The following is a 24793-nucleotide window of genomic DNA, read 5'->3' on the forward strand; positions in this document are numbered from 1 at the left end:
TGGTTTGTGTTAACCAAAAATAAGAAATCAAAATTTAGTTTTCGGTAACCAGCTGCACCGTATTCTGAGTAAGCTGCTTCAGGAGTACATTTTTGCCACTTTCCAGCTCGTCTATAGCCTGCTGACTGAAATGCCTTATGGTGTATAAAGAAACACCGGTCTTATAGTTTACCTTGAATCTTGCTTTTAGGTGCTGTATGAGGCTTTCCAGATGGTTGAACCTATTGTCTACACACACCCTGAAGCTGATCGCCGAATTCTGGATAAGATCTACTTTCATTTGATACTGATGGAATAACCGGAAGATCTCCGAAATATTCTCTTCCACCATAAAGGAGAAATCCAGGGAAGAAAGTGAGATCAATACCTGGTCTTTTTTAACAATAAAGCATGGGATCTCTGGAGAAATACCCTTTCCCTTACTTACTGCTGTGCCTTCTTCTGAGGGGTTAAGGAATGAACGCACAAAAAGTGGAATCTCCTTTCTTTGTAGTGGTTGAAGGGTTTTAGGGTGTATTACCGATGCTCCGTAAAAGGCCAGTTCAATAGCTTCTTCGTATGAGATCTTGTTTAAAAGCTGAGCCTTTTTAAAAAAACGAGGATCGGCATTCAGTACTCCGGGAACATCTTTCCAGATGGTCACATTTTCAGCATTGAGACAGTAGGCCATAATGGCCGCAGAGTAATCGGATCCCTCTCTGCCGAGGGTAGTGGTGAAATTATTGGGATCTGCCGCGATAAATCCCTGAACGATATTTAGTTTTTTTGGATCTACATTTTCACGGATAAGTTCCTGTGTTTTGTCCCAGTCTACCTGTGCATCCCGGTATGTATTATCGGTTTTGATAAGATTTCTGGCATCCAGCCAGTTCGTGGGAATGTTCTGAGAATTCAGGTACTCACTAACAATGGTTGTGGAAATGAGTTCTCCATAGCTTACGATCTGGTCATACACGAAATCGTACTGCGTTGATTTGTTATGCTGAAGAAAATTTTCAAGCTCGGTGAAAAGAGCTTCGGTCCTGAACCAGACTGGTGCCTGATCACTATGGAATAATTTTTCAATGATCTCCCGATGATAATCTTTCACCTTATCCAGGCTATCGGGAACTTTTGTGGTCTCCAGGTAATCCTTTACAACCACTTCCAGTGCGTTGGTGGTTTTTCCCATGGCCGAGACCACGATAAGTTTATTGTTGTTGCCTGTTTCGTTAAGTACTTTGATCAGATTTTTTACACCATCGGCATCCTTTACAGATGCACCTCCAAATTTAAAGACTTTGATCACTTCTTTTTTATGTTTTTCTTAATGCCGCTTTCTTCCATATGAACAGTCTTCCAGCTTTCCTTGATCTTGGCACCCGTGTTTTCGTAAAATTCTATTGCGTTCTTATTGCCTTCTGAAACTATCCATTCTATACGCTTAACGCCATGATCATGACCATATTTTACCACCTGCTGGTAAAGTGCTCCCCCAAGCCCGGTACCTCTCATATTTTCCCTCACGATGAGGTCTTCCAGATGAACGGTGCGGCCTTTCCAGGTAGAGAACCTGAAATATACCAGGGCCATTCCTTCGATCCTTCCGGCGACATCGGCAACGAAGCATTTAAAATTACCATTGTCAAAACCTTCTTTTTCCAGGTCTTCAACGGTTACTTCCACATCTTCCAGATGGTTTTCATGTTCTGCCAGTTCTTTGATTAGTTCCAGAACGGCTTTCATATCCTCACGACGGGCTTCACGTATTGTATATTTCATTTGTTTCTCTTATTTGGTTTAGCGGTCAAATGCAATTCACCAATAATCCTGTCATTCTTGTTTAGGATGTTGCTATGGCTCATTTCATAGATCAAGACAAAAATACGGATTGAGTCTCAGAAGCTTATTAATACCATCTTAAAGAAGACCTTTTTCCTGAAGATATTTATGCATCGCCTCTTCATCCATCTGCACAGTATCCCAGTCTTCCATAACATCTGCTCCGCTTCGTCTGTAAAAATCGGCAGCATCTTTATTCCAGTTTAAAACTACCCACTCGGTACGTTTTACCTTCTCCTTAGCAGCAAATCTTATAACTTCTGTATAAAGAGCAGAGCCCAGGCCTTTCCCTCTGAATTCTTCCCTTACGATAAGATCCTCAAGGTGTACTGTCTTTCCTTTCCATGTAGAATATCTAAAATAGATAAGCGCCATTCCCTGTATTTTTCCATCGGCTTCTGCTACAAAACAGTGAAATGCGGGATTCTCTCCAAATCCGTCCCTTATCAGGTCATTTTCATCTATGATCACTGCTTCAGGTTCCTTTTCAAATCTCGCCAGTTCATTAATAAGTTCCAACACGTCACTCATGTCTTCTTTCTGAGCTTTTCTTATTTTAATGTTCATTCGAAATAATTTTATCTTTTTCTGTTCATTTTTTGGAGCCAGGTATGAAAACTTTGTTAAGGCTTGGCTCCTGTTCTTTAAAAGTATTATAAACAAATGTAAACAATGCTAAAGATTGTTTACGAAAACGTTGTAGTAAACCTGATTTTTGATATTTTAGCCGCCATAACCACAAATTCATAGCATGCCTAAGAAAAATCAAACCCTGGGAGAATTCATTATCGAAAACCAGGCAGATTTCCCCGGTTCTTCCGGAGAACTTTCAAGATTGATCAATTCTATAAGACTTGCCGCAAAGGTGGTAAATCATGAAGTGAATAAGGCCGGACTGGTGGATATTATTGGCGCTTACGGGGAGACCAATGTTCAGGGGGAAGATCAGCAAAAACTGGATGTGTATGCGAATAATAAATTCATCCAGACCCTAACCAACAGGGAGATCGTTTGTGGAATAGCTTCAGAAGAGAATGATGATTTTATTCAGATTGAAGGTCATAACGGGGATCATCAGAACAAATATGTGGTACTTATGGATCCGCTGGATGGCAGTTCCAATATAGACGTGAATGTTTCGGTGGGGACGATCTTCTCAATTTACAGGCGGGTTACTCCGTTGGGAACTCCGGTACAAATAGAAGATTTTCTTCAGCCGGGGAATAAACAGGTGGCGGCAGGCTATATTATCTATGGAACTTCCACGATGCTTGTATATACTACGGGACACGGAGTGAACGGCTTTACGCTGAACCCCGCCCTCGGGTCCTGGTATTTATCACACCCAGACATGAAATTTCCTGAGGAAGGCAAGATATACTCCATAAACGAAGGGAATTATGTACAATTTCCCCAGGGCGTAAAAGATTATATAAAATACTGCCAGGAAGAAAAGGGAGACAGGCCTTATACATCCCGGTATATTGGCTCTATGGTTTCGGATATTCACCGTAACATGATCAAAGGAGGTATATTTATGTATCCCAAAAGCTCTAAAGCCAACAATGGAAAGCTCAGGCTCTTATATGAATGTAACCCCATCGCTTTTTTGACCGAGCAGGCCGGAGGTAAGGCCAGTGATGGGTTTAAGAGAATTATGGATATAAAGCCAACAGAACTGCATCAACGGGTGCCTTTCTTCTGCGGAAGCATAAAAATGGTAGAAAAAGCTGAGGAATTTATGAAGAAAGCCGAGTCTAATACCGAGTCTTAGTCATTTTCCTTTTCAAGTAAGTAACGGTAATCCTCAAAGTTAAGCTGACCGCTGAAGATCTGTATAGAACGGTTGATGATGCCTTCAGAAGCCTGACTTGAGAAGCCAAGACCTATGGCATAACGTTTTATCAATTCAATTTCTTCATCATCGATCTCGTGATCTGCAAAGATTATTTTGAACAGATCATGAAGACGCTCCAGCCTTTTTTCTATACTATTGTAACCTGTTAAAGGGAAAGCCAGTGGGTTTTCAATTACCTTTTCATATTCATCTTCGCTTATATCGAGTTTTCTCGCAAAACGTTTCAAAAGTAATTCTTCCTCAATATTAATGTCGCCATCCACAGCGGCAAGATTCACGATTGAGGCAAAGTGACTAAGATTTCTTAGGTGCTCTCCCGAGCCAAATAGATCTGAAAAAGACATTCTTATTGGTTTTATAATTACAAATATAATTAATCACCCAAGTAAATTGTATCAAAGCATATTTAAATTCATGTTCATCATTCGCTAATCTTTTCTTAATCTCTTTTGGTTGAAATGACAATTATTTAAATTCAGGATTCTTCAGGATTGTTATGAAAACACCATTGCTGGCTTTTAATGAAAAGGGAATTTACTGTGCCCTTGCCGATGTATATATCGATCCATGGAAGCCTGTGAAAAAGGCGATCATCTCACATGGGCATGCCGATCATGCCCGCTGGGGACATCAGCAATATATCACACACATAAGCAATGTTCCCATTATAAAGCATCGCCTGGGGGATATTGAAGTAAGCGGCGTAGAATGGAATGAAAGTTTTAGTATTCGTGGCGTGAAATTCTCTTTGCACCCGGCAGGTCATATTATTGGTTCTTCACAGATAAGGGTGGAATACAAAGGGGAGGTGTGGGTTTTTACCGGCGATTACAAGACGGAAGATGACGGAGTGGCCGTGCCCTATGAGCCTGTAAAATGTCATACTTTTATTACTGAATGTACCTTTGGTTTACCTGCATTCAAATGGACTCCCCAGGACCAGGTAATGGAAGATATCAATAACTGGTGGCAACAGAACAGGGATGACGGGAAGACTTCTGTTCTATTCGGATATTCTTTAGGTAAAGCCCAGCGTTTGCTTAAACATCTGGATACTTCTATCGGCAAGGTCTATACTCATGGAGCTATAGAGAACATGACAGATGTATTGCGAACTCAGGTTGAATTTCCTGAAACCACACGTATCACGAGAGAGACCAGAAAAGAAGAAATTAAGGGTAATATGGTGCTTGCCCCACCCAGTGCCCATGGCTCTAACTGGATACGGAAAATGGTTCCCTATGTAACTGCTTCGGCCAGCGGCTGGATGACCTTCAGGGGAGCCCGAAGGAGAAGGGCGATAGATAAGGGATTTGTGCTGAGCGACCACTGTGACTGGCAGGGATTGCTTGAATCCATTAAAGAAACAGATTGTGAAAAAGTGATCTGCACCCATGGATATACAGATATTTTTTCAAGATTCCTGAGGGAACAGGGTTATGACGCCCGAACCGAACAGACCCAGTATGAAGGAGAAACCGCCCAGTTGGAAAGTGAAAATGAAAGGGAATCGGCATGAAGGCATTTGCTGAATTAATTAAAACTCTGGACAGTACCAATAAGACCAGCTTAAAGGTGGAAGCACTTACTGAATATTTCAGGAAGGCTCCACCAAAGGATAAGGTGTGGACCATTGCCATTTTGAGCCATCGAAGGCCACCCCGTCCCGTTAATACAACTCTAATGAGGGAATGGGCTTCCCAACTGGCCGGTATTCCGTTGTGGTTGTTCGAGGAATCCTATCATATCGTAGGTGATCTGGCCGAGACCATCGCCTTGGTGATCCCGCGTTCTGAAAAGTCGACCGAAAAAAGTCTGAACCAGTTTCTTCAGGAAATTATCGATCTAAAAAAGAAGCCGGATGAGGAAAAGAAAGAATACCTGTTTGAGAACTGGTTAAATCTGAATTATTATGAACGATTCGTTTTTACAAAGCTTATCACCGGTAGTTTCAGGATTGGTGTTAGCCAGAAGCTCATGACACGAGCCCTTTCCAGGGCTACCGATATAGACGAGGATATACTTGCTTATAAAATGATGGGTAACTGGGACCCGTCAAAGATATCTTTCAATAAGCTTATTCTTGAAGAGCATGAAGAAGATTTTCTTTCAAAACCCTACCCTTTTTACCTTGCCTATGCTATAGAAGATGAACCTGCCAGCCTGGGGGATGTTGCAGAATGGAGGGCAGAGCACAAATGGGATGGGATAAGGGCACAGGTGATAATCAGGAATGACGAGCTTTTTGTTTGGAGCCGGGGCGAAGAACTGGTAACTGATAAATATCCGGAATTTGAAGATTTTGTAGGTCCAATCCCGAACGGGACGGTACTTGACGGAGAGATCCTGCCATTTCCAAAAGGGAAGATAGGCACTTTCCAGGACCTTCAAACGCGAATTGGCAGAAAGAATATCACAAACAAATTGCTGGAAAAGACCCCTGTTATTCTTAAAGTCTATGATATTCTTGAGTGGGATGGTAATGATATCAGGGATATGGCCTTCGGAAAACGACGGGAGATCCTGGAACGGCTCTATACTGAAGTGTCTCCGGAAGGGATCCCGTTACATCTCTCTGAAACCATCAGTTTTAAGAACTGGGAAGAAGCGGCCGCAGAAAGGGAAAATGCCAGGGAAGTAATGTCTGAAGGATTAATGCTGAAACGTCTCGATTCCCCTTATCTTGTTGGAAGAAAAAAAGGTGACTGGTGGAAATGGAAGGTAGAACCATTAACCATAGATGCGGTGCTAACCTATGCCATGCGAGGGCATGGAAGAAGAAGTAATCTTTTTACCGATTATACCTTCGGACTCTGGGATGAAGAGAAGGAGGAGCTGGTGACCTTTGCCAAGGCATATTCCGGACTTACAGATAAGGAATTCCGTCAGCTTGATGCATGGATAAAGAGAAATACCCTGGAACGATTTGGTCCGGTTAGAAGTGTGACGCCACATCATGTCTTTGAGATTGCCTTTGAAGGAATAGCCGAGTCAAAAAGGCATAAGAGCGGGGTGGCTACCAGGTTTCCTAGAATACTAAGATGGAGAACCGATAAAAAGATAGAAGAGGCCAATACCCTCGAAGATCTTAAAGCCCTCATCCCTTAGATCATTAATACCTCACCGGTTTCAAAAGCCTGTGAGGTCTATTCTTAATTTTAGAAAAAAATTAAGAAAACTGAGTTTTAATTTGGTATTTAAGTTGTAAAAATTTTTTGCGTTAGTTTTTAATTTTTCTGTCAAATTTAAATAGGTATTGTTATGAGAACCAGGATTCTATTACTGATGCTTATGTTGAGCTTTGCCGGATGCAATGCTCAGGACAAGGAGAAAAAGAATGATGATCTTAAAACTGAAACTGACAAATCTGCCATCCCGAAAGGCAACTGGAAAGTTGATAAGGAATTTGATGAAAATGGCAATTTGATCAGTTATGATTCCACTTATGTCTACTCCTATAGTACGGTGGAGGGAGACACTATTTACAACGAAGGTGTTGATGAAATTTTCAAAAATTTCAGGCGATTCTTTTATAACGAGCAAATGAGCGGTCATTCGGGCTTGATGAATTCCTTTCTAAATGATAGCCTTTATGGGGACCCGAATTTCTTTGAAGATGACTTTTTCAGCAACCGGATGATGTCCAGACATTTTCAGGAACAGATACGGCAGATGGATTCGATTAGGAATGAATTTTTAAAGCAACATTATCCTCAGTTATATAAAGAAAACCAACAAAAACTCGTCCCGAGGGAAGAGGGAACTCAAAATGGAAGGATTTAAAAAGTTTAATCAAAAACAGGTAACCTTCAATATCTAAATTTTGAAGGTTATTTTTTAATTCGGGCTGATTGGCAAAAAAACAGGAATGAACAAAAATGAACTTATTACACTTGCCGAAAACTGGTTTGCCGATCAGCACTGGAAACCCTTTAAATTTCAGAAGGATACCTGGGATGCTTATCTTCAAAAGAAGAACGGATTGCTTAATGCGCCAACCGGGAGTGGAAAGACCTATGCCCTCTGGGTTCCCATTGTTCTGGATCATATAAGGAAGAATCCGGATTTCAGGACAAAGTATAAAAATGGTCTTAAAGCGATCTGGATCACTCCCCTAAGGGCTCTTTCAGTGGAAATAGAACAGGCGGCCAGCAGGTTTGCAGAAGAGATGGGGACCCGGTTCACCGTTGGAATAAGAACAGGAGACACTTCTCAAAAAGAAAGGGCTGCACAGAAAAAATCAATGCCCGATCTGCTTATTACCACTCCCGAAAGTTTACACCTCCTGCTCTCTTCCAAGAATTATCAAAAGACTTTCAAAGACCTGCAGGCTATCGTGATAGACGAATGGCATGAACTGCTAGGAACCAAAAGAGGTGTTCAGGTGGAACTCGGGCTTTCAAGGCTTAAGACCATTGCAAAAGATCTCAGGATCTGGGGAATTTCGGCGACCATTGGAAATCTTCAGCAGGCACGGGAAGTCTTGCTTGGTCCGGAGTCTGAGGCGCTTAAGAATTCGGTAATGATAAAGGCTAAACTGAAGAAAAAAATAGATGTCAGGTCCATCATTCCGGAGAAGATGGAAAAGTTTCCCTGGCGTGGGCATTTGGGACTACACCTGATAGATGAGGTAGTGCCTATCATCAAAGGATCGAAGACCACGCTCTTATTTACAAATACCCGCTCACAGTGCGAGATCTGGTTTCAGAAGCTGATGCATAAATATCCTGAATTTGCCGGAGAGGTAGCCATGCACCATGGAAGTATAAATAAGGAGACCCGGCTGTGGGTTGAGCAGGCGATAAGGAATGAAAGTTTGAAAGCCGTGGTTTGTACTTCGAGTCTGGACCTGGGAGTGGATTTTGCCCCTGTGGAAACCATTGTGCAGATAGGCGGGCCAAAAGGAGTGGCACGTTTTCTTCAGAGAGCCGGCCGTAGTGGTCATCAGCCAGGGAAGGTGAGCCTTATTTATTTCCTGCCTACCCATGCCATTGAGCTCATCGAAGCTTCGGCCCTTCAGAAAGCGGTGGAGAAAAAAGCCGTGGAAGACAGGGTGCCATACCTGATGAGTTTTGATGTGCTGGTCCAGTATTTAAATACCCTGGCGGTTTCAGATGGATTCTATCCCCGCGAGATCTTCCCTGAGATAGCTTCAACTTTCTGCTTTCAGGGGATTACTGAAGAGGAGTGGAGGTGGGTCCTGAACTTCATTACCAAAGGAAGCCAGAGCCTTCAGGCCTATGATGAATATAAAAAAGTAGAAATAGAAGAAGACGGGCGGTTCAAAATAAACAATCGTGGAGTGGCCATGCGCCATCGCCTTCAGATAGGCACGATAGTTAGTGACGCCATGCTGAGCGTAAAGTATATGAAGGGAGGTTATATCGGGACTATTGAAGAATGGTTTATCTCGAAACTAAATCCTGGTGATGTTTTCACTTTTGCTGGCCGTAATCTTGAGCTGGTAAGGATAAAGAACATGCAGGTGCTGGTGAGGAAATCTTCAAAGAAGACTTCTAAGGTGCCCAGCTGGATGGGCGGGCGAATGACATTCTCGGCTCAGATGAGTGAATTGCTCAGGGAAGAAATGTATACGGCTGCAACCCTTAGAAAAGGAGAAAAGAGAACAAGGGAACTTTCAGCCCTTGCCCCGATCTTCAAAAGACAGAAGAAGGAATCGGTAATCCCCAAAAATGATGAATTCCTGATAGAAACCTTTAAAACAAGAGAAGGTTATCATGCAGTATTCTATCCTTTTGAAGGCAGGTTTGTTCATGAAGCTTTGGGAAGTTTACTGGCATACAGGATCAGTCTTTTATCGCCAATAAGTTTTTCCATCGCTTTTAATGACTATGGATTTGAACTTTTATCAGATCAGCCTATCGATATGCAGCAGGTGATAGATAATGATCTTTTTAGTGCAGAATACCTGATGGATGATCTTTACAAAAGTCTCAATGCAACCGAAATGGCCAGGAGGAAGTTCAGGGATATTGCCGTGATCGCCGGACTCGTTTTTGCCGGTTATCCTAATAAACTTGTGAAAAGCAAACACCTTCAGTCTAATTCGCAATTGCTGTTCAGTGTATTCAGGGATTATGAGGATGATAACCTGCTTTACCGTCAGGCATTCAGGGAAACATTCGAACATCAACTGGAAGAAGTACGTCTAAGACTTGCCCTGGAAAGGATCGCTAACCAGGAAACAGTATGGAAGGAATGTGAAAAACCTACTCCTTTTTCATTTCCGATAATTACAGACAGGTTGCGGGAGAAACTCTCTTCAGAAAAACTGGAAGACAGGATAAGAAGAATGCTTCAGCAGTTAGAAAAATGATCAGTCCTTTAATTGGTTTTCGAGATAATGCCTCACAAGTTCCGTGGTAACTCCAAAAGCTATATGTGCGAAAAGCTCATTCATCTGCATTCTCAAAGGAACTTCGGTGGGTTTTGGTTCGAGTCCCAGTATGGGTAAAGAAGTCTCATGAGTTGACGCCCAGGTAGTGGCTCCAAAGATCACTCCGTCCATGGGTCTTAAACCATGCCTGTCTTTTTTGCCATAACCGTATGCGGCACCAAGTGATCCACCAACCGGAAGACTTACCAGCTGCTCGGCCAGAGCTTCATTTTGAGTGCTGATTGGTGTGCCGGTGATCTTGGTAGAAAGATCATCAACAATTTTGATCTGTGCAGATCTCTGTTCAATATTTCTGACGGGAAGAAATTGCTCAATCAGGCTTTTAACTGCCGTGCCTGCAAGACCACCTACAAAACCGCAGATCAAACTACGGCCTGTTTTGGAAATATAGGAGTCACTTTTCAGAAGGCTGTTCATGCTCATAATCTGTTTCATTTTAGCCTAATAAAACTATTTATTCATCAGGTTATCTCCAATCATTTAACAAGTATTTGGCATTGCTCATTCAAAATCGATATTTTTGAACATGAGCAAGAAATTAAATATCGCCTTTATTCAGGCTAATCTTCATTGGGAAGATCCTGAAGCCAACAGAAATCTTTTTTCAGAAGAAATCGATAAGATCTCTGATAGTGTAGATCTCATTATCCTACCTGAAATGTTCACCACAGGTTTTAGTATGAATGCGGAAAAGTTGGCTGAACCTACTAAGGGAAAAACCCTTGAGTGGTTAAAGGAAAAGGCAAAAGCAAAAGATGCCGCAATTACCGGGAGTGTGATTATTGGCGAAGATGGAAATTATTATAACCGCTTGTTTTTTGTTTATCCTGATGGTTCTTATAAGCTTTATGACAAGAGGCACACTTTCACTCTGGCGAAAGAGGATCAAACTTATACGGGGGGTAAAGAACGCCTGATTGTTGAGTTTAAGGGCTGGAAGATCTGTCCGTTGATCTGTTATGATCTTCGCTTCCCGGTTTGGGCCAGGAATACTGAAGACTATGATCTTTTGATATACGTTGCGAACTGGCCGGAGAAAAGAGTGAACGCCTGGGATGCTTTACTAAAGGCCCGGGCGATTGAGAATATGTGCTACTGCGTTGGCCTTAATCGTACCGGTGGAGACGGCGATGGTTATGTTTACAATGGACATTCTGCTGTGTACGACGTGCTGGGGAATGAACTTACGGACCTTAACAGGGAAGATGAATTTATTGCCGAAATAACTTTGGATAAAAACAGTCTTTATGAGACAAGGAACAAGCTGAAATTCCTTCAGGATCGGGATAGGTTTAATCTAGAATTATAGCCTGGTTGATATCCCAGTTGGCCCTTACTTCCAGAGTATCTGAAAAATATTTGATCTGTTCTGGTTGTCTCTTTTTCAGATAATTTCCGGTATCCCATTTTCGGTTTTTATTTCTGTCAAAGATCACTCTTACAAGGAAATTTCCCGGCCTTAAGAATTGAAAATTGAAATTACCGGAACTTTCAGAATATTGTTCTGCCAGCACCTTTCCTTTAGTGTCAGTTAGCTGTACGATAATCGGGAAAGACTCTATATTCTGAAAATTAAGGATTATGGTTCCGTAATCTGACAATGCCTTGGTTCTGACATTTTGGACAAGGGTGTCATTGGTCTCTTCAAAGAGATCGGTAATCGCTCCGGGTAGAGCAGTGATTTGATATCTGTTGGCCGGAGTTTTTTCGAATTCTACCAGGATCTCATTCCGAATAGGATCAAATAATGTTGTAAATGGAACCTCTGCTGAATCCTGATCAAGAATATTCACCAGATCTTCCCGGTAATCAATAATAGGGGTATTAGCCTTGAATTTGAAATTCTCGTTCATTCCGCCACCTTCGGTAGAGATATCGAGTGAATCCCGGTCCAAAGTACTCAGTCTGGCGTAAAGGGTGTCACGTGTCTTTGGAGTTGCTACTTCAAATGAAAGGCTATCAGATTCCGGTTTGATATTATACCAGTAATAAAGGGTATCGGTCTCTGCATTTTTAACTACTCTGGACCGAAATCCTTCGGGTTTTGGGTTGAGCAGGTTGATGGAAAGGCTATCGAGATCAGGGCTGCCTTCATATCCAAAAAGAATCTGATTTCCTTTAAAATAGGCTGGCCTTTTAGGATCGAATTCAAGTTCTTCCTTGAAGACAGTTATTTCGTATGTGCTATCGGTAGGAATGGTTATATTTTGTGGAATGAATCCTATTTTCTCACTTTTAGGATTATAAAGATAATTGGAATTCTTATCCATGATACCTACCATTCTGTAGGTTCCCTCCTTAAGATTTTCAAGTGAAAATGTAAAAGTACTATCCTGGGAATAAGTCACATATCTTGGGGTTTCTTTAAATATTATGGAATCGGTATAGGAGGTGTCTACTTCATAAAGCATTACCGTCACCGGTTGCGCGGGAGCTTTGAGACTGGCATCTTTCACCTTTCCTGAAACACTAAGCGAGTCGATATAATCTCCGGTTGAAAAAACGTATTTGAAATAATTAAAAGGATTTCCTTCGTTGTTATCTACAATACTTTTTCCGAAGTTAATGGTGTAGGTTGTGTTTTCTTCCAGGGTATCAGAAATCTCAATTTTCACATCTTTTCTGGCCGTTCCTAAAGGCATGATGTTAGGTTTGGGATTCATGGGAGGAGAAATTATGATCTGCTGTTGAGGCTTGTCCAGCTTTATATATTCATCAAAAAAAATCCTTATTTCCTCTGCATCAAAATGAATAGTGTAATTCTCGGGATTCGCCCTGATGAATTCTGGTGGTTCTTCGTCTCTGGGACCTCCTTCAGGCATTCCCTTTTTCGCACATTGCACTAAAGTAAAGAGCAGGAAAAAGACAATTATAAAACCGGGTACCTTTTTTATCATAGCCGAAAACTGAAAACTTTTAGCAAAGAAACAATTATTTTGAATTACAACGCAAAGCTTAATCGGTAATTGCCATTGTGGCTACACTAAGTTGCACTCCGGGAATTTCCAGAAGTTTATGTGCACAGGCTTCCAGGGTTGCCCCGGTGGTCACCAGATCATCAACGATCAGGATATGTTTATTGGCGGCTTTTTCCGTATTCTGAAGATCCAGTGTTTCTTCAAGTTTCCCCCAGCGTGATAAACGGTCTTTCAGGGTCTGCGACTGGGTAGAACTGATCTTTAGCAGTATGTCGTCATGATAACTGGCATTGATGGCCCTGGCTATTTCCTTCCCGAAGTCTTCCACCTGGTTGAAGCCTCTCTGTTTTAATTTGATTTTATGGATGGGGACCGGGATAACAATATCAACATCCTGATATTCCTCAATTGAAGAAAGCTCTTCTCCCAGCCATTTACCCAAGTAGCTGCCAATCTCGCGATGGCCCCTGTACTTGAGATCATGGATAAGGTGCTGTACCCCTGCCTTTTTACGGAAGTGCATCAAGGCAGTTGCATTCTTTATCTTTACACGGCCATAAAATACTTTTTTTACAGGGTTCTCGTTATGAAGATGGTAACTTGTTACCGGAAGGTCGTGAAGGCAGGAAGTGCAGATGATATGTTCGTTTTTCAGCAATTCAGCTTCACAAATGTGACAGGCTGCGGGGTAAAGAAGATTGATAAAATCGTGAAACATTTGTTAAGGGCTTGTAACTTACCTTTTTAAACATATAAATTTACAAACTAAATTACTTATGATGACAGAAAAGAAAAACAATACCGCATTGAAGGTTTTAACCGGTATTCTTGCTGTAGCCCTGGTTGCACTTAGTATTTATACCATTAAATTCTATAATGAGGAAAAAGAAAATAAAGAGATTCTTCAGAAGGAGAAAGCTGTGATCGAAGACGAACTCAATGAGCTTATCATAAAATATGATGAGGCGATTGAGGAAAATGAGATCATGGACCAGGATCTTGTGAATGCGAGAGATCGTATTTCAAGATTACTGGATTCTGTTAAGGATAATGAGGCTAACCTGGTTCTTATTTCAAGATATCGAAGGGAAATTGGCAATCTTAAGGCTGAAAAGGACCGTCTTTTCAGAGTGGTTGACAGCCTGAGTGCACAAAACCAGATGTTGACAACCTCTTTAGACAGTACCAGTATGGCCCTTGAGGAGCGCACCAAGCTATCTGATTCATTAAAGACAACCAATCAGAGTCTTTCAACAAAGGTTGACAAGGCCTCCAGGTTGAAGGTGACAAGCCTTTCGGGAAGCGGTGTGATTGTAAGGAACAGTGGAAAGCTGGTTGAAAATGACAATAACAGAAGAGTGGACCAGATTAGGACCTGCTTTACCATAACTGCAAATGACCTTGCCGAAGCTGGTGAAAAAAACATGTATGTGCAGGTTTATAACCCTGAAAATGAGCTGGTTGGAGATGAGATTGTGGTGCAGCATGAAGGTGGAACCATGGTCTATAGTGCAGCATCCAAAGTATATTATGAGAATGAGGAACTCGATGTTTGTATCCTGGCAAATACAATAGAAGATAGATTACTCGAGGGTAATTATAAGGTGTATGTATATAATGATGCACTTCTTCTGGGAACGGCAAGTTTTAGTCTGGATTAAACTTAAATTATAATTTGAAGGCCGCCTTGATATATTTCAGGGCGGTTTTTTTATTTTTGCGCCATGGCAAAACAAGAAGATCTTTTTAAGAACGTAATATCCCATGCAAAAGAGTATGGGTACATTTTCGCATCTAGTGAAATCTATGACGGTCTCAGTGCCGTTTACGATTACGGGCAGAACGGAGCTGAATTAAAGAATAATATCAAGGAATACTGGTGGAGGAGCATGACACAGCTGCATCAGAATATCGTTGGTCTGGATGCCGCTATCCTGATGCATCCAACTACCTGGAAAGCTTCCGGTCACGTGGATGCCTTTAACGATCCGCTTATAGATAATAAGGATTCCAAGAAAAGGTACAGGGCCGATGTGCTTGTGGAAGATCATGCGGAAAAACTTTTGCAAAAGGCTGAAAAGGAGATCGCAAAAGCCAAAAAGCGTTTTGGAGATGATTTTGACGAAGAAATGTATAAGGAGACGAATCCAAGAGTTAAAAGATATCTTGGTGAACGTAAAGAGATTCTTGAGCGTCTGGCAAAATCACTAACTAATGAAGATCTGGCTGATGTTAAAGCACTTATAGAAGAACTGGAGATCGCCGATCCAGAAACCGGTTCCAGGAACTGGACAGAAGTAAGGCAGTTCAACCTTATGTTCGGAACCAAGCTGGGGGCTTCTGCTGAATCAGCTACTCAATTATACCTGCGTCCTGAGACAGCCCAGGGAATCTTTGTGAATTTTCTGAATGTTCAGAAAACGGGACGGATGAAGATCCCATTTGGGATAGCGCAGATAGGGAAAGCTTTCAGAAACGAGATCGTAGCCCGACAGTTCATATTCAGGATGCGTGAATTCGAACAAATGGAAATGCAATTCTTTGTACGTCCGGGGGAAGAACTGGAATGGTATGAGAAATGGAAAGAAACACGCCTTAAATGGCATAAATCTCTTGGACTCGGTGAAGAAAATTATCGTTTGCATGATCATGAGAAACTCGCGCATTACGCTAATGCCGCGGCAGATATAGAATTCGATTTTCCTTTTGGATTCAAAGAACTGGAAGGGATTCACTCAAGAACCGATTTTGACCTGAAGGCCCATGAAGAATTTTCAGGTAAAAAATTACGTTTTTATGACCCGGAACTTAAGGAGAACTATGTGCCTTACGTGATAGAAACGTCTATTGGTCTGGACAGAATGTTCCTCTCAGTACTTTCAGCAACATTAAAAGAAGAAGAGCTGGAAGATGGAAATACGAGGACCGTACTTAAGTTGCCGGCTGTACTTGCACCTACCAAGGCTGCAATTCTACCTCTGGTAAAAAAGGATGGTTTGCCGGAAATGGCACAAAAGATTGTAGATGAGCTTAAATGGGATTTCAAGGTTCAGTATGATGAGAAAGATGCGATTGGTAGAAGATACCGTCGCCAGGATGCTGTAGGAACTCCGCTATGTATAACTGTAGATCATGAGTCACTTGAAGATAATTCAGTCACTGTTAGATTCCGTGATTCTATGGAACAAAAAAGAGTTCCGATAACCGAGCTGGAGTCTATTATCAGAAAGGAAACAGATTTTAAGACCTGGATGAAAGATTTTGCTGAATAAACAGGTTATTAATATTTTATGAATTTTTTAAGAAAGGCAATTGATTTATTCATTGCCTTTCTTATTCTGATTAAACCGAGATTGTCTATTTTTAAAGAATTATTGCAGAAGACCCTAGAATGATGAAAAAATTACTTTTCCTTTTTGCTTTCAGCATACTTTTTCATCTAAACTCTTTCTCCCAAAAACTGGAAAAAGCTGGGCCTGTTTATATTGATTCTGCTCAGGCGGTCATATCTGGGTCCCTTTCAAAATCTAAACTGGTACCACCTTCAACTGAATTCAAGATATATAATCCGCGAAACCGGGGAATTAATAATGTGGTGCCCGGGAAGGGATTGCCAAAGACAGTTGATCCTGCCCTGCAGAGCAAGATGGGAGATATAAAGGCAAAGACTCCAATAATTACTTTTGATGCAGCGATTTCCAGGTCTACCCCTACTGATCCTACTGGGGTAGTTGGTCCAAACCATTATTTAAATGCTTGGAACTCGGCATTTTCTATATGGGATAAAAATAAAAATCAGATAGTACCCCCGTCTTCACTGGCAAGCATTGGCGGAGAATTTCAAGGAGAGGTTCTTGGTGATCCTATTGTGGTTTATGATGAGGCAGCCGATAGATATATAATCAGTCAGTTTAGTGATTCACCAGAGAGCTTTTTAATAGCAGTTTCCCAGGGGCCGGACCCTGTAAATGACGGCTGGTATACATATCGCTTCACTACTAATGGGATCTTACCGGATTACCCTAAAATGTCGGTTTGGGGAGATGGGTACTATATTACGACCAATAAGAATTCGAGGACTGCAGATGAAAATCCTGTGGTATATGTAGTAGAAAGGGATAAAATGCTAACAGGAAAAACTGCAGGAATCTTGGCGTTTCCATTGCCAGGGATTGAAACCAATGGTTTTTATAGCCCGGCAGGCTTTCAGACTGTTGGCCCCGAACTGCCTCCGCCTGGAAATTCGCCTATTGTATACCTGCAGGATGATGCCTGGGCAGGTGTGAGTGAAGATCACCTAAAGATCTGGCTTATTAATGTAGACTGGAATGACCTTTCTGTTTCTACAATCTCCGAAAGTCAGGAGTTATCATCGGCGAATGGTGTTTCTCCATTTATCGCTACTTTCGATGGGGGCTCATTTTCCAACCTTTCCCAGCCGGATGGTGCGCCTGATGTTGATGCATTACAGGCAACCATGATGTACATGACCCAATACAGAAGATTTGCCAGCTATAATTCGGTGGTAATGAATTTTGTGGTGGATGTGGATCCTTCAGCTGCCGAGCATGCCGGAATAAGATGGTATGAATTAAGACAACAGAATGACGGCGGACTTTGGAGCGTTTATCAGGAAGGTACTTATGCTCCCGATAAACGTGACAGATTTAGCGGAAGTATCGGGATAGATGCCCGCGGCAATATTGGCCTGGGGTATACTGTACTGGATAATAGTCCGGCCGATCCCGTTTATCCTTCACTTCGATATACTGGCCGGTTTGTAAATGATCCCCCTGGTATAATGACCCTGGAGGAACAATCTATATTTGAAGGGGAGAGTCCCAATCCTAATTCCAGATATGGAGATTATGCTCATTTGAGTGTAGATCCTTCTGATGGAGTTACTTTCTGGCATAATGGGGAAGTCTTTCAGGGGATAGACCGTGTTAATACTGTGGGTGTATTCAGGATTGCTGCAGACAGGCCTAATGATATTGGAGTTACCAGCTTGCTTACTCCTCAAAATGCCACTTTAACTGCTTCAGAAGTCATAAGTGTGAGTATCCGAAACTTTGGGACAAATGCGATATCAGATTTTGAGGTTAGTTATAGTGTAAATGAGGGACCCGAGATCACGGAAATGTTTGAAGGAACCCTTGCCTCTTCCAGTGCAGCCGAATATACATTTGAAGAAACGGCTGATCTATCTGAAATAGGTGAAATATACAATATCGTAGTTTCTACAAATCTGGAGAATGACTCCAATCCTGATAATGATACCATCGAAGAGGAAGTTAAGAACCTGCCTCCGCGCGATGTGGGTGTAACTTCGATAGATGCTCCGACTACAGGGCAAAGTCTTGGTGGAAATGAGGAAGTAACTGTAACCCTTGAAAACTTTGGGGGACAGTCTCAGCAGGATATTCCGGTTAGTTATCAAATAGGAAATAATGCTCCGGTAAACGAAATTTTTAATCAGGTACTTCCTGTCGGGGAAGAGGCGGTTTATACATTCAATCAAAGTGCAAATCTGGAGCCTTTTGGAAGATATAGGATAACCTCGAGAACCATGCTGGAAGATGATTTTGATCCTTCAAATGATTCAGATATCAAATCGGTAGCGAATATCAGCTGTATTCCGGAAGGTTCCGATTGTTCTTTTGGAGACGGAATTTCCTATTTCGAACTGGGTGATATTTTAAATGAACGTATACCCTGTGGCGATGGCTATATTGATTTTATAGGAGAATCAACAGATCTTGACAGATCACAAGGAGATTTTACTGTTAGTGTACAATCATATTTTGCTGAAGACGATGCTGAGAAATTCTCTATGTGGATAGATCTGAACGATAATGGAGTATTTGAAGATGATGAACGCGTGATTACCTCTGAAGTGATTACCGAGGAAAATACCTGGCAGTCTTTCGGCTTCAGTATTCCTGAGGATGCTCCGCTTGGTCAGCATTTGCTGAGGATTCGTGCCGGTGATACCAATTATGATGGCGATCTTAATGACCCCTGCTCAGTGATGCAATATGGAACCACTCACGACTATTCGGTTAATGTAACCGATAGTACTATTGATATTGAGGATTTCATACTTAATGAGGCTGATCTAAAGGTTGTTACTGCGGGTGGCAATCAGTACAGGGTAATCATGGAAACAAGCTTTGATGAACCTTTAAGGATCACTGTTCATAATATACTGGGCCAAAAAATGCTTGAAAATCAACTCTTTAATGATGGGGATGGCTATGTATATGAACTCGATATGTCTTATGCCGCTCGAGGGGTTTACCTGGTGAGGGTGGGGACCCGGAAGGTGGGGAAGGTGATGCGCTTTATTGTAAAGTAGGCCAGACCATTAAACTTCAATTTTTTTCTTATAATCTCAAAAGGACTTGCATTTAGTTCAGATAGCCTTATTTTTGGGAAAATTTGAGATTTTATGACTATAATTTCCTATAACGTAAACGGCATAAGAGCCGCTATACGAAAGGGTTTTTTAGAGTGGCTTCAGCAGGCCGATCCGGATATAGTTTGCATCCAGGAAATCAAGGCGCATCCGGAACAACTGGATCTTGAAGAATTTGAAAAAGCTGGCTATCCCTATCACTACTGGCACCCCGCGCAAAAAAAAGGCTATTCAGGAGTTGCAATTCTCAGCAAAACTAAGCCGGAAAATGTTGAATATGGTACGGGGATAGACCATATGGATTTTGAAGGGCGTAATATCAGGGCCGATTTTGAGGATTTTTCGGTGATGAGTCTTTATCTTCCATCAGGAACCAATGTCAGTCGTCTGGAACATAAGTTCAGGTTTATGGACGATTTTCAGGAATATATAGACCAGTTGAAGTTGGAAATTCCTAATCTTATCATATGTGGTGATTATAATATATGCCATGAGGCTATTGATATACACGATCCGGTAAGACTCAAGACGGTTTCAGGGTTTTTACCTGAAGAAAGAGCCTGGATAGACAGTTTTATGAAAAGCGGATTCATAGATTCCTTCAGGCATTTCAATGATGAACCACATCAGTATTCCTGGTGGAGTTATCGCGCCAATGCAAGGAACAATAACAAAGGATGGAGAATCGATTACAATCTGGTTGCAGAACCCTTGAAAGACCGCCTGAAAAGAGCAGTAATTTTACCTGAAGCATACCATAGTGATCATTGTCCCGTTCTTGTAGAAATAGAATAAACTATAATTATGAAAATAAAAGCTTTTGTTTTTTTAGCAGCTGTGGTTTTACTGAACTCCTGCGTTTCGGCCAAAAAATATGATGAACTCGAAAGCAGGACTGCTGCCCTGCAACGTGAGAACCGTGAAATGAGTGGTGATCTGGACAATTACAGGCGCTCAGACGAGCAACTTAAGAAAGAACTTGCGAATCTGCGTACTGATTATGAGACCATAACTACCGAGCGGAATGATCTTATGCAAAAGCTGAACACACTTAGAAAGAACTATGAGAGCCTTGAGAAGTCGTACGATGCTTTAGAGCAGAACAGCTCTGCGGCCATAGCTGAAAATTCCAGGCAGAACAGGGAATTGCTCGCTCAGTTGGATGAAAAGGAGGCAGCTCTGATCCAGGAAAAGAACAGGCTGGAAAAACTTGAAAAAGATCTTGCCCTCAGGTCACAGAGAATTGATGAACTTGAAAGTGTAATCGCCGCGAAGGATGCCAAAATGAATGCACTCAAAGAAGCTGTTTCCAATGCACTTACCAATTTTGAAGGTAAGGGCCTTAGCGTGGAACAAAGAGGCGGGAAGGTATATGTTTCAATGGAAAACAAACTTTTGTTTGACTCCGGTAGCTGGGCGGTAAATGCAGAAGGAAGAAAGGCGGTAAAACAACTAGGCTCTGTACTTGCGGATAATCCGGATATTGCGGTGTTAATAGAAGGGCATACAGATAATGTACCTTACGGAGGAAGCGGCCAGCTAAAGGATAACTGGGACCTTTCCACTAAACGGGCTACTTCCATAGTTCAGATATTAAGAGAGAATCCAAATATCGATCCGCAGAACTTAACGGCTGCCGGGAGAGGAGAATATGCACCTGTAGCCACGAATGATAATGAAGTAGGACGTGCAAAAAACAGAAGAATTGAGGTTATTCTTACCCCTAAACTGGATGAGATAACCAGGGTTTTAAATGAAATTGATTAATAGATGAAGTATACCAAACTGCCGAATACAGATCTTGAAGTAAGTAAAATATGCCTGGGGTCCATGACCTGGGGACAGCAAAATACAGAAGCCGAAGGCCACGAACAGATTGAATATTCCCTGGATCACGGGGTTAATTTTATAGATACGGCCGAAATGTACAGTGTGCCAGCCAAACCGGAAACTCAGGGCAGTTCTGAAAAGATCATAGGTAGCTGGTTAAAGAAAACCGGGAGAAGAGAAGAAGTGGTTCTGGCTTCCAAAGTGGCCGGGCCTGCGGAGATGGTCTCCCATATTCGTCCTGATCTTGGCTTCCATAAAAAAGCTATAGAAGAAGCTATTCATAATAGCCTTGAAAGATTACAGACAGATTATATAGACCTTTATCAGCTGCACTGGCCCGAGAGAAACACCAATTTCTTTGGACAGCTTGGGTATGAACATGAGCATGATGAAGAGTGGAAAGATAACTTCAGGGAGATCCTTGAAAACCTGAAGCATTTTGTTCTTCAGGGAAAGATCAGGTATATAGGTCTTTCTAACGAAACACCTTTCGGCTTGATGCGATTTCTGGAAGAAAGTAAGAATGATTTGCCAAGGGTAGTCACTGTTCAAAACCCGTATAACCTTTTGAACCGTAAGGATGAGATTGGTTTAACGGAGATCTGCCTTAGGGAAAAGGTGGGGCTTCTTCCATATTCTCCATTGGGCATGGGAACGCTTACCGGGAAGCATCTTAATGGTATTCAGAAGAACAGCAGGCTAGATCTTTTTCCTCAGTATAAAAGATATTCTAATAAGGAGGCAGTGGAGGCTACCAGGAAATATAAAGAGCTAGCAGATAGGCATGGCCTGAGCCTTACACATCTTGCCCTGGCATTTGTAAACCAGCAACCATTTGTGAGCAGTAACATAATTGGAGCTACAAGTATGGACCAGCTGAGAGAGAATATAGACAGTATTGATGTTAAACTTTCGGAAGAAATCCTTAAGGAGATCGATGAGATTCATAATTCGATCCCGAACCCGGCTCCTTAATAAGCTGGCTGAACCAGACTTTCATGAATGAACATTGAACGGTCCAGGCTGTCTCTTACGTGGAACCAGTCGGCCGTTTTGCCCTGTACCTGTAAAAGCTCACCGAATTTTCCCGTTTTCAGAATGTCTGAATTATCGGAGGCAGGCTTATTGCGAAAATTAGCTTTTTGTGAATTCACAATTAACTTCGAAGCTATTCCTCCATTCGTTTTTTTAGTTTCATCCAGCTCTTCGGTGTGATAAACAAAACCTAAGGGATCAATAGCTCCATGCCTTCTTTTATAGATCCCAAAGTGAAGATGTGGAGGAGTGGATCTCGCATTTCCGGTGTTGCCAACAAATCCAAGTGTATCACCGGCATTTACTTTTCTAAGATCAGGCAATATACTATCCAAATGTGCATAATACAGGGATTGCCGGCGTTTACTATCTCTTAGCCATATTTGTTTCCCGCCGAGTCCCTTCTCGCCGCTAAAGCCAATTCTACCTGTAGTGGCGGCTATCACGGGAGTTCCTCTTGCAGCAAATATATCGATTCCCTTATGGTTCCTTTTTCCTCCATCACGTATATCACCCCAGTAGCTACCAATATCTGAATTAGTGCCTTTAACCACGGGGAACAAATAGGCGGGGGTTTTCTGAATCTTTATTTGGAATGCTGTGTTAGCTTCAATTTCAGGCTGAAGTATCAGCTTATATAACCCTTTATCCTCTATCTCAATTTTTATGGATCTGGACTCCGACTTACCGGAGGCTATTTCTTCAAAGCTTTTTCCCTCTCCGGAAGTCTTTTTATATAATGTTGAAAAAATGAGGGTAGAGCTGCTGTCTGTCTCCATGCTAGCCTCCAGAACTTCTCCCGGTATCAGATAGGTTTCATAGGAATAAACTGCAAAATTCCTGGGTTTTAACTCACCACTTTCCGAGTATGGTAATTCAATTTCAACGCTATCCTGAAGTGCCTTGTCAATTCTGTCTTTCCATATCTGGAAGATCTCATCTGAAATATTCTGATCCCTCTTATACCTTTCTTTTTCCGAAAGACCGGTGATAAGGTCTTCTGCCTTTTCCAGCTGAGAGCAGGAAAGGAGTAGAAAAGCGCTAATAAAGAAAAGTAATTTTGATAATCGCATATCAGTCTCAAATTGAGTCAAATATACGCAGCAATTATGCCATTTTTTAACCAAAAAGGTGACTCACTACATCTTCGATTCTGGCCACTCTTATTATTTGAATTTGAAAATTGCTCTTTGGGATCTTGCTTTGTTTGGAAACCATGATCGAGGAAAAGCCAAGTTTTTCGGCTTCAAGAATACGCTGCTCAACGCGGGTTACCGGCCTTATCTCTCCTGCAAGACCAACCTCTGCCGCAAAGCAGGAGTCCTTTTCCAGTGAAATATCTTCATTGGAAGAGAGAATGGCAGCGATTACCGCCAGGTCTATTGCAGGGTCATCTACCGTTATTCCGCCTGTGACATTTAAAAAAACATCTTTCGCTCCAAGCCTGAAACCAGCTCTTTTTTCCAGCACTGCCAGAAGCATGTTGAGTCTTTTTGCGTTATAGCCGGTTGTAGAGCGCTGAGGTGTACCATAAACTGCCGTACTGACCAATGCCTGAATTTCAATCATAAGCGGGCGCATACCTTCGAGCGTGGAAGCTATGGCAGTTCCGCTCAAATCCTCCTCATTTTTAGAAATTAGTATCTCAGAAGGGTTGGTCACTTCCCGCAATCCGCTCCCCTGCATTTCATAGATGCCTAACTCGTGGGTAGATCCAAACCTGTTTTTATGGGCTCTCAGGATACGGTAAACATGATTGCGATCGCCTTCAAACTGAAGCACGGTATCAACCATATGTTCCAGTACTTTTGGTCCTGCAATGCTGCCTTCTTTGGTAATATGGCCTATCAGTAATACGGGAGTATTGCTCTCTTTTGCGAATTTTATCAGTTCTGCGGTGCACTCCCTGATCTGGGAAATGCTGCCAGGAGAGCTTTCAATATAATCGCTATGAAGGGTCTGTATGGAATCTATGATCACCACTTCGGGTTCCACTTCCTCTACTTGCCGGAAAATATTCTGGGTTTTAGTTTCGGTTAATATAAAACAGTTTGCAGGATTAGGATTTATGCGTTCAGCCCGCATCTTTATTTGTTGCTGACTTTCCTCTCCCGAGACATAAAGAACTCGATATTTCAATCCCAGTGAGATTTGAAGCAGAAGAGTACTTTTTCCTATGCCGGGTTCACCCCCTAATAAAGTTAGAGAACCAGGGACCAGACCACCGCCCAGTACCCGGTCTAATTCATTATTTCCGGTATTCATCCGGTTTTGAGGAGTGTTGTCTATTTCAGCAATAAGCAGCGGCTTTGATGCCTTTTTCGCTTCTTTTTTTGCTGAAGTCTTCCAGTCTTTAGGATCGGCTTTCTGAACCAGTTCTTCAACAATGGTATTCCAGTCACCACAGGAATTACATTTCCCCTGCCATTTGGAATACTGGGCACCGCATTTCTGACAATAGAAAGTGGTCTTGACCTTAGCCATATTAAGTGAAC

21 protein-coding genes are annotated in these 24793 nt (G+C 42.0%); 12 read left to right on the plus strand and 9 right to left on the minus strand.

Annotation, left to right across the window (positions count from 1 at the left end; translation table 11 throughout):
* Positions 1–34: 34 nt before the first annotated feature.
* The 3 genes from LU635_RS03385 to LU635_RS03395 form a co-directional block, all read right to left on the minus strand.
* Positions 35–1285 (minus strand): aspartate kinase, encoded by a 1251-nt coding sequence (locus tag LU635_RS03385; protein ID WP_240096281.1) that lies wholly within the window; start codon positions 1283–1285, stop codon positions 35–37.
* A complete protein-coding gene (locus LU635_RS03390; protein ID WP_240096190.1) occupies positions 1285–1761 on the minus strand; it encodes a GNAT family N-acetyltransferase in 477 nt (158 codons plus the stop codon). The genes LU635_RS03385 and LU635_RS03390 overlap by 1 nt, the downstream gene beginning before the upstream one ends.
* Before the next feature lie 138 nt (positions 1762–1899).
* Positions 1900–2388: a GNAT family N-acetyltransferase gene (locus tag LU635_RS03395; protein ID WP_240096192.1), complete on the minus strand. Its 489-nt coding sequence runs from the start codon at positions 2386–2388 to the stop codon at positions 1900–1902.
* A 184-nt stretch (positions 2389–2572) separates the two neighbouring features.
* On the opposite strand from LU635_RS03395, the gene fbp reads away from it, so the two are divergent.
* Positions 2573–3595: a class 1 fructose-bisphosphatase gene (gene fbp, locus LU635_RS03400; protein WP_240096194.1), complete on the plus strand. Its 1023-nt coding sequence runs from the start codon at positions 2573–2575 to the stop codon at positions 3593–3595.
* On the opposite strand, the gene LU635_RS03405 is transcribed toward fbp, so the two are convergent.
* Positions 3592–4023 carry a tellurite resistance TerB family protein gene (locus tag LU635_RS03405; protein WP_240096196.1) on the minus strand — a complete coding sequence of 144 codons (432 nt, stop codon included), beginning with the start codon at positions 4021–4023 and terminating at the stop codon, positions 3592–3594. The genes fbp and LU635_RS03405 overlap by 4 nt on opposite strands.
* Positions 4024–4175: 152 nt before the next feature.
* Here LU635_RS03405 and LU635_RS03410 point away from each other — a divergent pair, with 152 nt between their 5' ends.
* The 4 genes from LU635_RS03410 (at position 4176) to LU635_RS03425 (ending at position 10016) form a co-directional block, all read left to right on the plus strand.
* Positions 4176–5198 (plus strand): ligase-associated DNA damage response exonuclease, encoded by a 1023-nt coding sequence (locus tag LU635_RS03410; RefSeq protein WP_240096198.1) that lies wholly within the window; start codon positions 4176–4178, stop codon positions 5196–5198.
* Positions 5195–6787, plus strand: coding sequence for an ATP-dependent DNA ligase (locus LU635_RS03415; RefSeq protein ID WP_240096200.1), 1593 nt, complete (start codon positions 5195–5197; stop codon positions 6785–6787). The genes LU635_RS03410 and LU635_RS03415 overlap by 4 nt, the downstream gene beginning before the upstream one ends.
* A gap of 153 nt (positions 6788–6940) precedes the next feature.
* On the plus strand, positions 6941–7462 hold the full coding sequence (locus LU635_RS03420) for a hypothetical protein (protein ID WP_240096202.1): 522 nt from the start codon (positions 6941–6943) through the stop codon (positions 7460–7462).
* Between the two features lie 85 nt (positions 7463–7547).
* Entirely contained in the window at positions 7548–10016 is a 2469-nt protein-coding gene (locus LU635_RS03425) for a ligase-associated DNA damage response DEXH box helicase (RefSeq protein ID WP_240096204.1), read from the plus strand.
* On the opposite strand, the gene LU635_RS03430 is transcribed toward LU635_RS03425, so the two are convergent.
* Positions 10017–10520 carry a DUF1440 domain-containing protein gene (locus LU635_RS03430; RefSeq protein WP_240096206.1) on the minus strand — a complete coding sequence of 168 codons (504 nt, stop codon included), beginning with the start codon at positions 10518–10520 and terminating at the stop codon, positions 10017–10019.
* A gap of 103 nt (positions 10521–10623) precedes the next feature.
* Between LU635_RS03430 and LU635_RS03435 the strand changes: the two genes are divergently transcribed.
* On the plus strand, positions 10624–11406 hold the full coding sequence (locus LU635_RS03435) for an amidohydrolase (protein WP_240096208.1): 783 nt from the start codon (positions 10624–10626) through the stop codon (positions 11404–11406).
* Here LU635_RS03435 and LU635_RS03440 read toward each other — a convergent pair.
* Together LU635_RS03440 and LU635_RS03445 are read right to left on the minus strand one after the other, a co-directional pair.
* Positions 11390–12994 (minus strand): Ig-like domain-containing domain, encoded by a 1605-nt coding sequence (locus tag LU635_RS03440; protein WP_240096210.1) that lies wholly within the window; start codon positions 12992–12994, stop codon positions 11390–11392. The genes LU635_RS03435 and LU635_RS03440 overlap by 17 nt on opposite strands.
* Before the next feature lie 58 nt (positions 12995–13052).
* Positions 13053–13733, minus strand: a complete 681-nt coding sequence (locus LU635_RS03445) for a ComF family protein (RefSeq protein ID WP_240096212.1) — start codon at positions 13731–13733, stop codon at positions 13053–13055.
* 58 nt (positions 13734–13791) lie between these two features.
* Here LU635_RS03445 and LU635_RS03450 point away from each other — a divergent pair, with 58 nt between their 5' ends.
* The 6 genes from LU635_RS03450 to LU635_RS03475 all read left to right on the plus strand — a co-directional run bounded on the left by LU635_RS03450 (position 13792) and on the right by LU635_RS03475 (position 22238).
* On the plus strand, positions 13792–14676 hold the full coding sequence (locus LU635_RS03450) for a hypothetical protein (RefSeq protein WP_240096214.1): 885 nt from the start codon (positions 13792–13794) through the stop codon (positions 14674–14676).
* A 63-nt stretch (positions 14677–14739) separates the two neighbouring features.
* Positions 14740–16287: a glycine--tRNA ligase gene (locus LU635_RS03455; RefSeq protein WP_240096216.1), complete on the plus strand. Its 1548-nt coding sequence runs from the start codon at positions 14740–14742 to the stop codon at positions 16285–16287.
* 119 nt (positions 16288–16406) lie between these two features.
* Positions 16407–19373, plus strand: a complete 2967-nt coding sequence (locus tag LU635_RS03460; protein ID WP_240096218.1) for a T9SS type A sorting domain-containing protein — start codon at positions 16407–16409, stop codon at positions 19371–19373.
* 93 nt (positions 19374–19466) lie between these two features.
* On the plus strand, positions 19467–20228 hold the full coding sequence (locus LU635_RS03465; RefSeq protein ID WP_240096220.1) for an exodeoxyribonuclease III: 762 nt from the start codon (positions 19467–19469) through the stop codon (positions 20226–20228).
* A 9-nt stretch (positions 20229–20237) separates the two neighbouring features.
* A complete protein-coding gene (locus tag LU635_RS03470; RefSeq protein WP_240096222.1) occupies positions 20238–21200 on the plus strand; it encodes an OmpA family protein in 963 nt (320 codons plus the stop codon).
* A 3-nt stretch (positions 21201–21203) separates the two neighbouring features.
* Positions 21204–22238, plus strand: coding sequence for an NADP(H)-dependent aldo-keto reductase (locus LU635_RS03475; protein ID WP_240096224.1), 1035 nt, complete (start codon positions 21204–21206; stop codon positions 22236–22238).
* Here LU635_RS03475 and LU635_RS03480 read toward each other — a convergent pair.
* Complete coding sequence (locus LU635_RS03480; RefSeq protein WP_240096226.1) at positions 22235–23371, minus strand: M23 family metallopeptidase; 1137 nt, start codon at positions 23369–23371, stop codon at positions 22235–22237. The genes LU635_RS03475 and LU635_RS03480 overlap by 4 nt on opposite strands.
* Positions 23372–23417: 46 nt before the next feature.
* Positions 23418–24782 carry a DNA repair protein RadA gene (radA, locus tag LU635_RS03485; RefSeq protein ID WP_240096228.1) on the minus strand — a complete coding sequence of 455 codons (1365 nt, stop codon included), beginning with the start codon at positions 24780–24782 and terminating at the stop codon, positions 23418–23420.
* Positions 24783–24793 lie beyond the last annotated feature (11 nt).

It is taken from the genome of Christiangramia crocea (assembly GCF_022410465.1).
Taxonomy (GTDB): Bacteria; Bacteroidota; Bacteroidia; order Flavobacteriales; family Flavobacteriaceae; genus Christiangramia; species Christiangramia crocea.

Excerpts from the sequence above, each read along its gene's own strand:
- LU635_RS03390 (WP_240096190.1), bottom strand. The coding sequence starts at position 1,761 with ATGAAATATACAATACGTGAAGCCCGTCGTGAGGATATGAAAGCCGTT.
- LU635_RS03395 (WP_240096192.1), bottom strand. The coding sequence starts at position 2,388 with ATGAACATTAAAATAAGAAAAGCTCAGAAAGAAGACATGAGTGACGTG.
- fbp (WP_240096194.1), top strand. The coding sequence starts at position 2,573 with ATGCCTAAGAAAAATCAAACCCTGGGAGAATTCATTATCGAAAACCAG.
- LU635_RS03405 (WP_240096196.1), bottom strand. The coding sequence starts at position 4,023 with ATGTCTTTTTCAGATCTATTTGGCTCGGGAGAGCACCTAAGAAATCTT.
- LU635_RS03410 (WP_240096198.1), top strand. The coding sequence starts at position 4,176 with ATGAAAACACCATTGCTGGCTTTTAATGAAAAGGGAATTTACTGTGCC.
- LU635_RS03415 (WP_240096200.1), top strand. The coding sequence starts at position 5,195 with ATGAAGGCATTTGCTGAATTAATTAAAACTCTGGACAGTACCAATAAG.
- LU635_RS03420 (WP_240096202.1), top strand. The coding sequence starts at position 6,941 with ATGAGAACCAGGATTCTATTACTGATGCTTATGTTGAGCTTTGCCGGA.
- LU635_RS03425 (WP_240096204.1), top strand. The coding sequence starts at position 7,548 with ATGAACAAAAATGAACTTATTACACTTGCCGAAAACTGGTTTGCCGAT.
- LU635_RS03430 (WP_240096206.1), bottom strand. The coding sequence starts at position 10,520 with ATGAGCATGAACAGCCTTCTGAAAAGTGACTCCTATATTTCCAAAACA.
- LU635_RS03435 (WP_240096208.1), top strand. The coding sequence starts at position 10,624 with ATGAGCAAGAAATTAAATATCGCCTTTATTCAGGCTAATCTTCATTGG.
- LU635_RS03440 (WP_240096210.1), bottom strand. The coding sequence starts at position 12,994 with ATGATAAAAAAGGTACCCGGTTTTATAATTGTCTTTTTCCTGCTCTTT.
- LU635_RS03445 (WP_240096212.1), bottom strand. The coding sequence starts at position 13,733 with ATGTTTCACGATTTTATCAATCTTCTTTACCCCGCAGCCTGTCACATT.
- LU635_RS03450 (WP_240096214.1), top strand. The coding sequence starts at position 13,792 with ATGATGACAGAAAAGAAAAACAATACCGCATTGAAGGTTTTAACCGGT.
- LU635_RS03455 (WP_240096216.1), top strand. The coding sequence starts at position 14,740 with ATGGCAAAACAAGAAGATCTTTTTAAGAACGTAATATCCCATGCAAAA.
- LU635_RS03460 (WP_240096218.1), top strand. The coding sequence starts at position 16,407 with ATGATGAAAAAATTACTTTTCCTTTTTGCTTTCAGCATACTTTTTCAT.
- LU635_RS03465 (WP_240096220.1), top strand. The coding sequence starts at position 19,467 with ATGACTATAATTTCCTATAACGTAAACGGCATAAGAGCCGCTATACGA.
- LU635_RS03470 (WP_240096222.1), top strand. The coding sequence starts at position 20,238 with ATGAAAATAAAAGCTTTTGTTTTTTTAGCAGCTGTGGTTTTACTGAAC.
- LU635_RS03475 (WP_240096224.1), top strand. The coding sequence starts at position 21,204 with ATGAAGTATACCAAACTGCCGAATACAGATCTTGAAGTAAGTAAAATA.
- LU635_RS03480 (WP_240096226.1), bottom strand. The coding sequence starts at position 23,371 with ATGCGATTATCAAAATTACTTTTCTTTATTAGCGCTTTTCTACTCCTT.
- radA (WP_240096228.1), bottom strand. The coding sequence starts at position 24,782 with ATGGCTAAGGTCAAGACCACTTTCTATTGTCAGAAATGCGGTGCCCAG.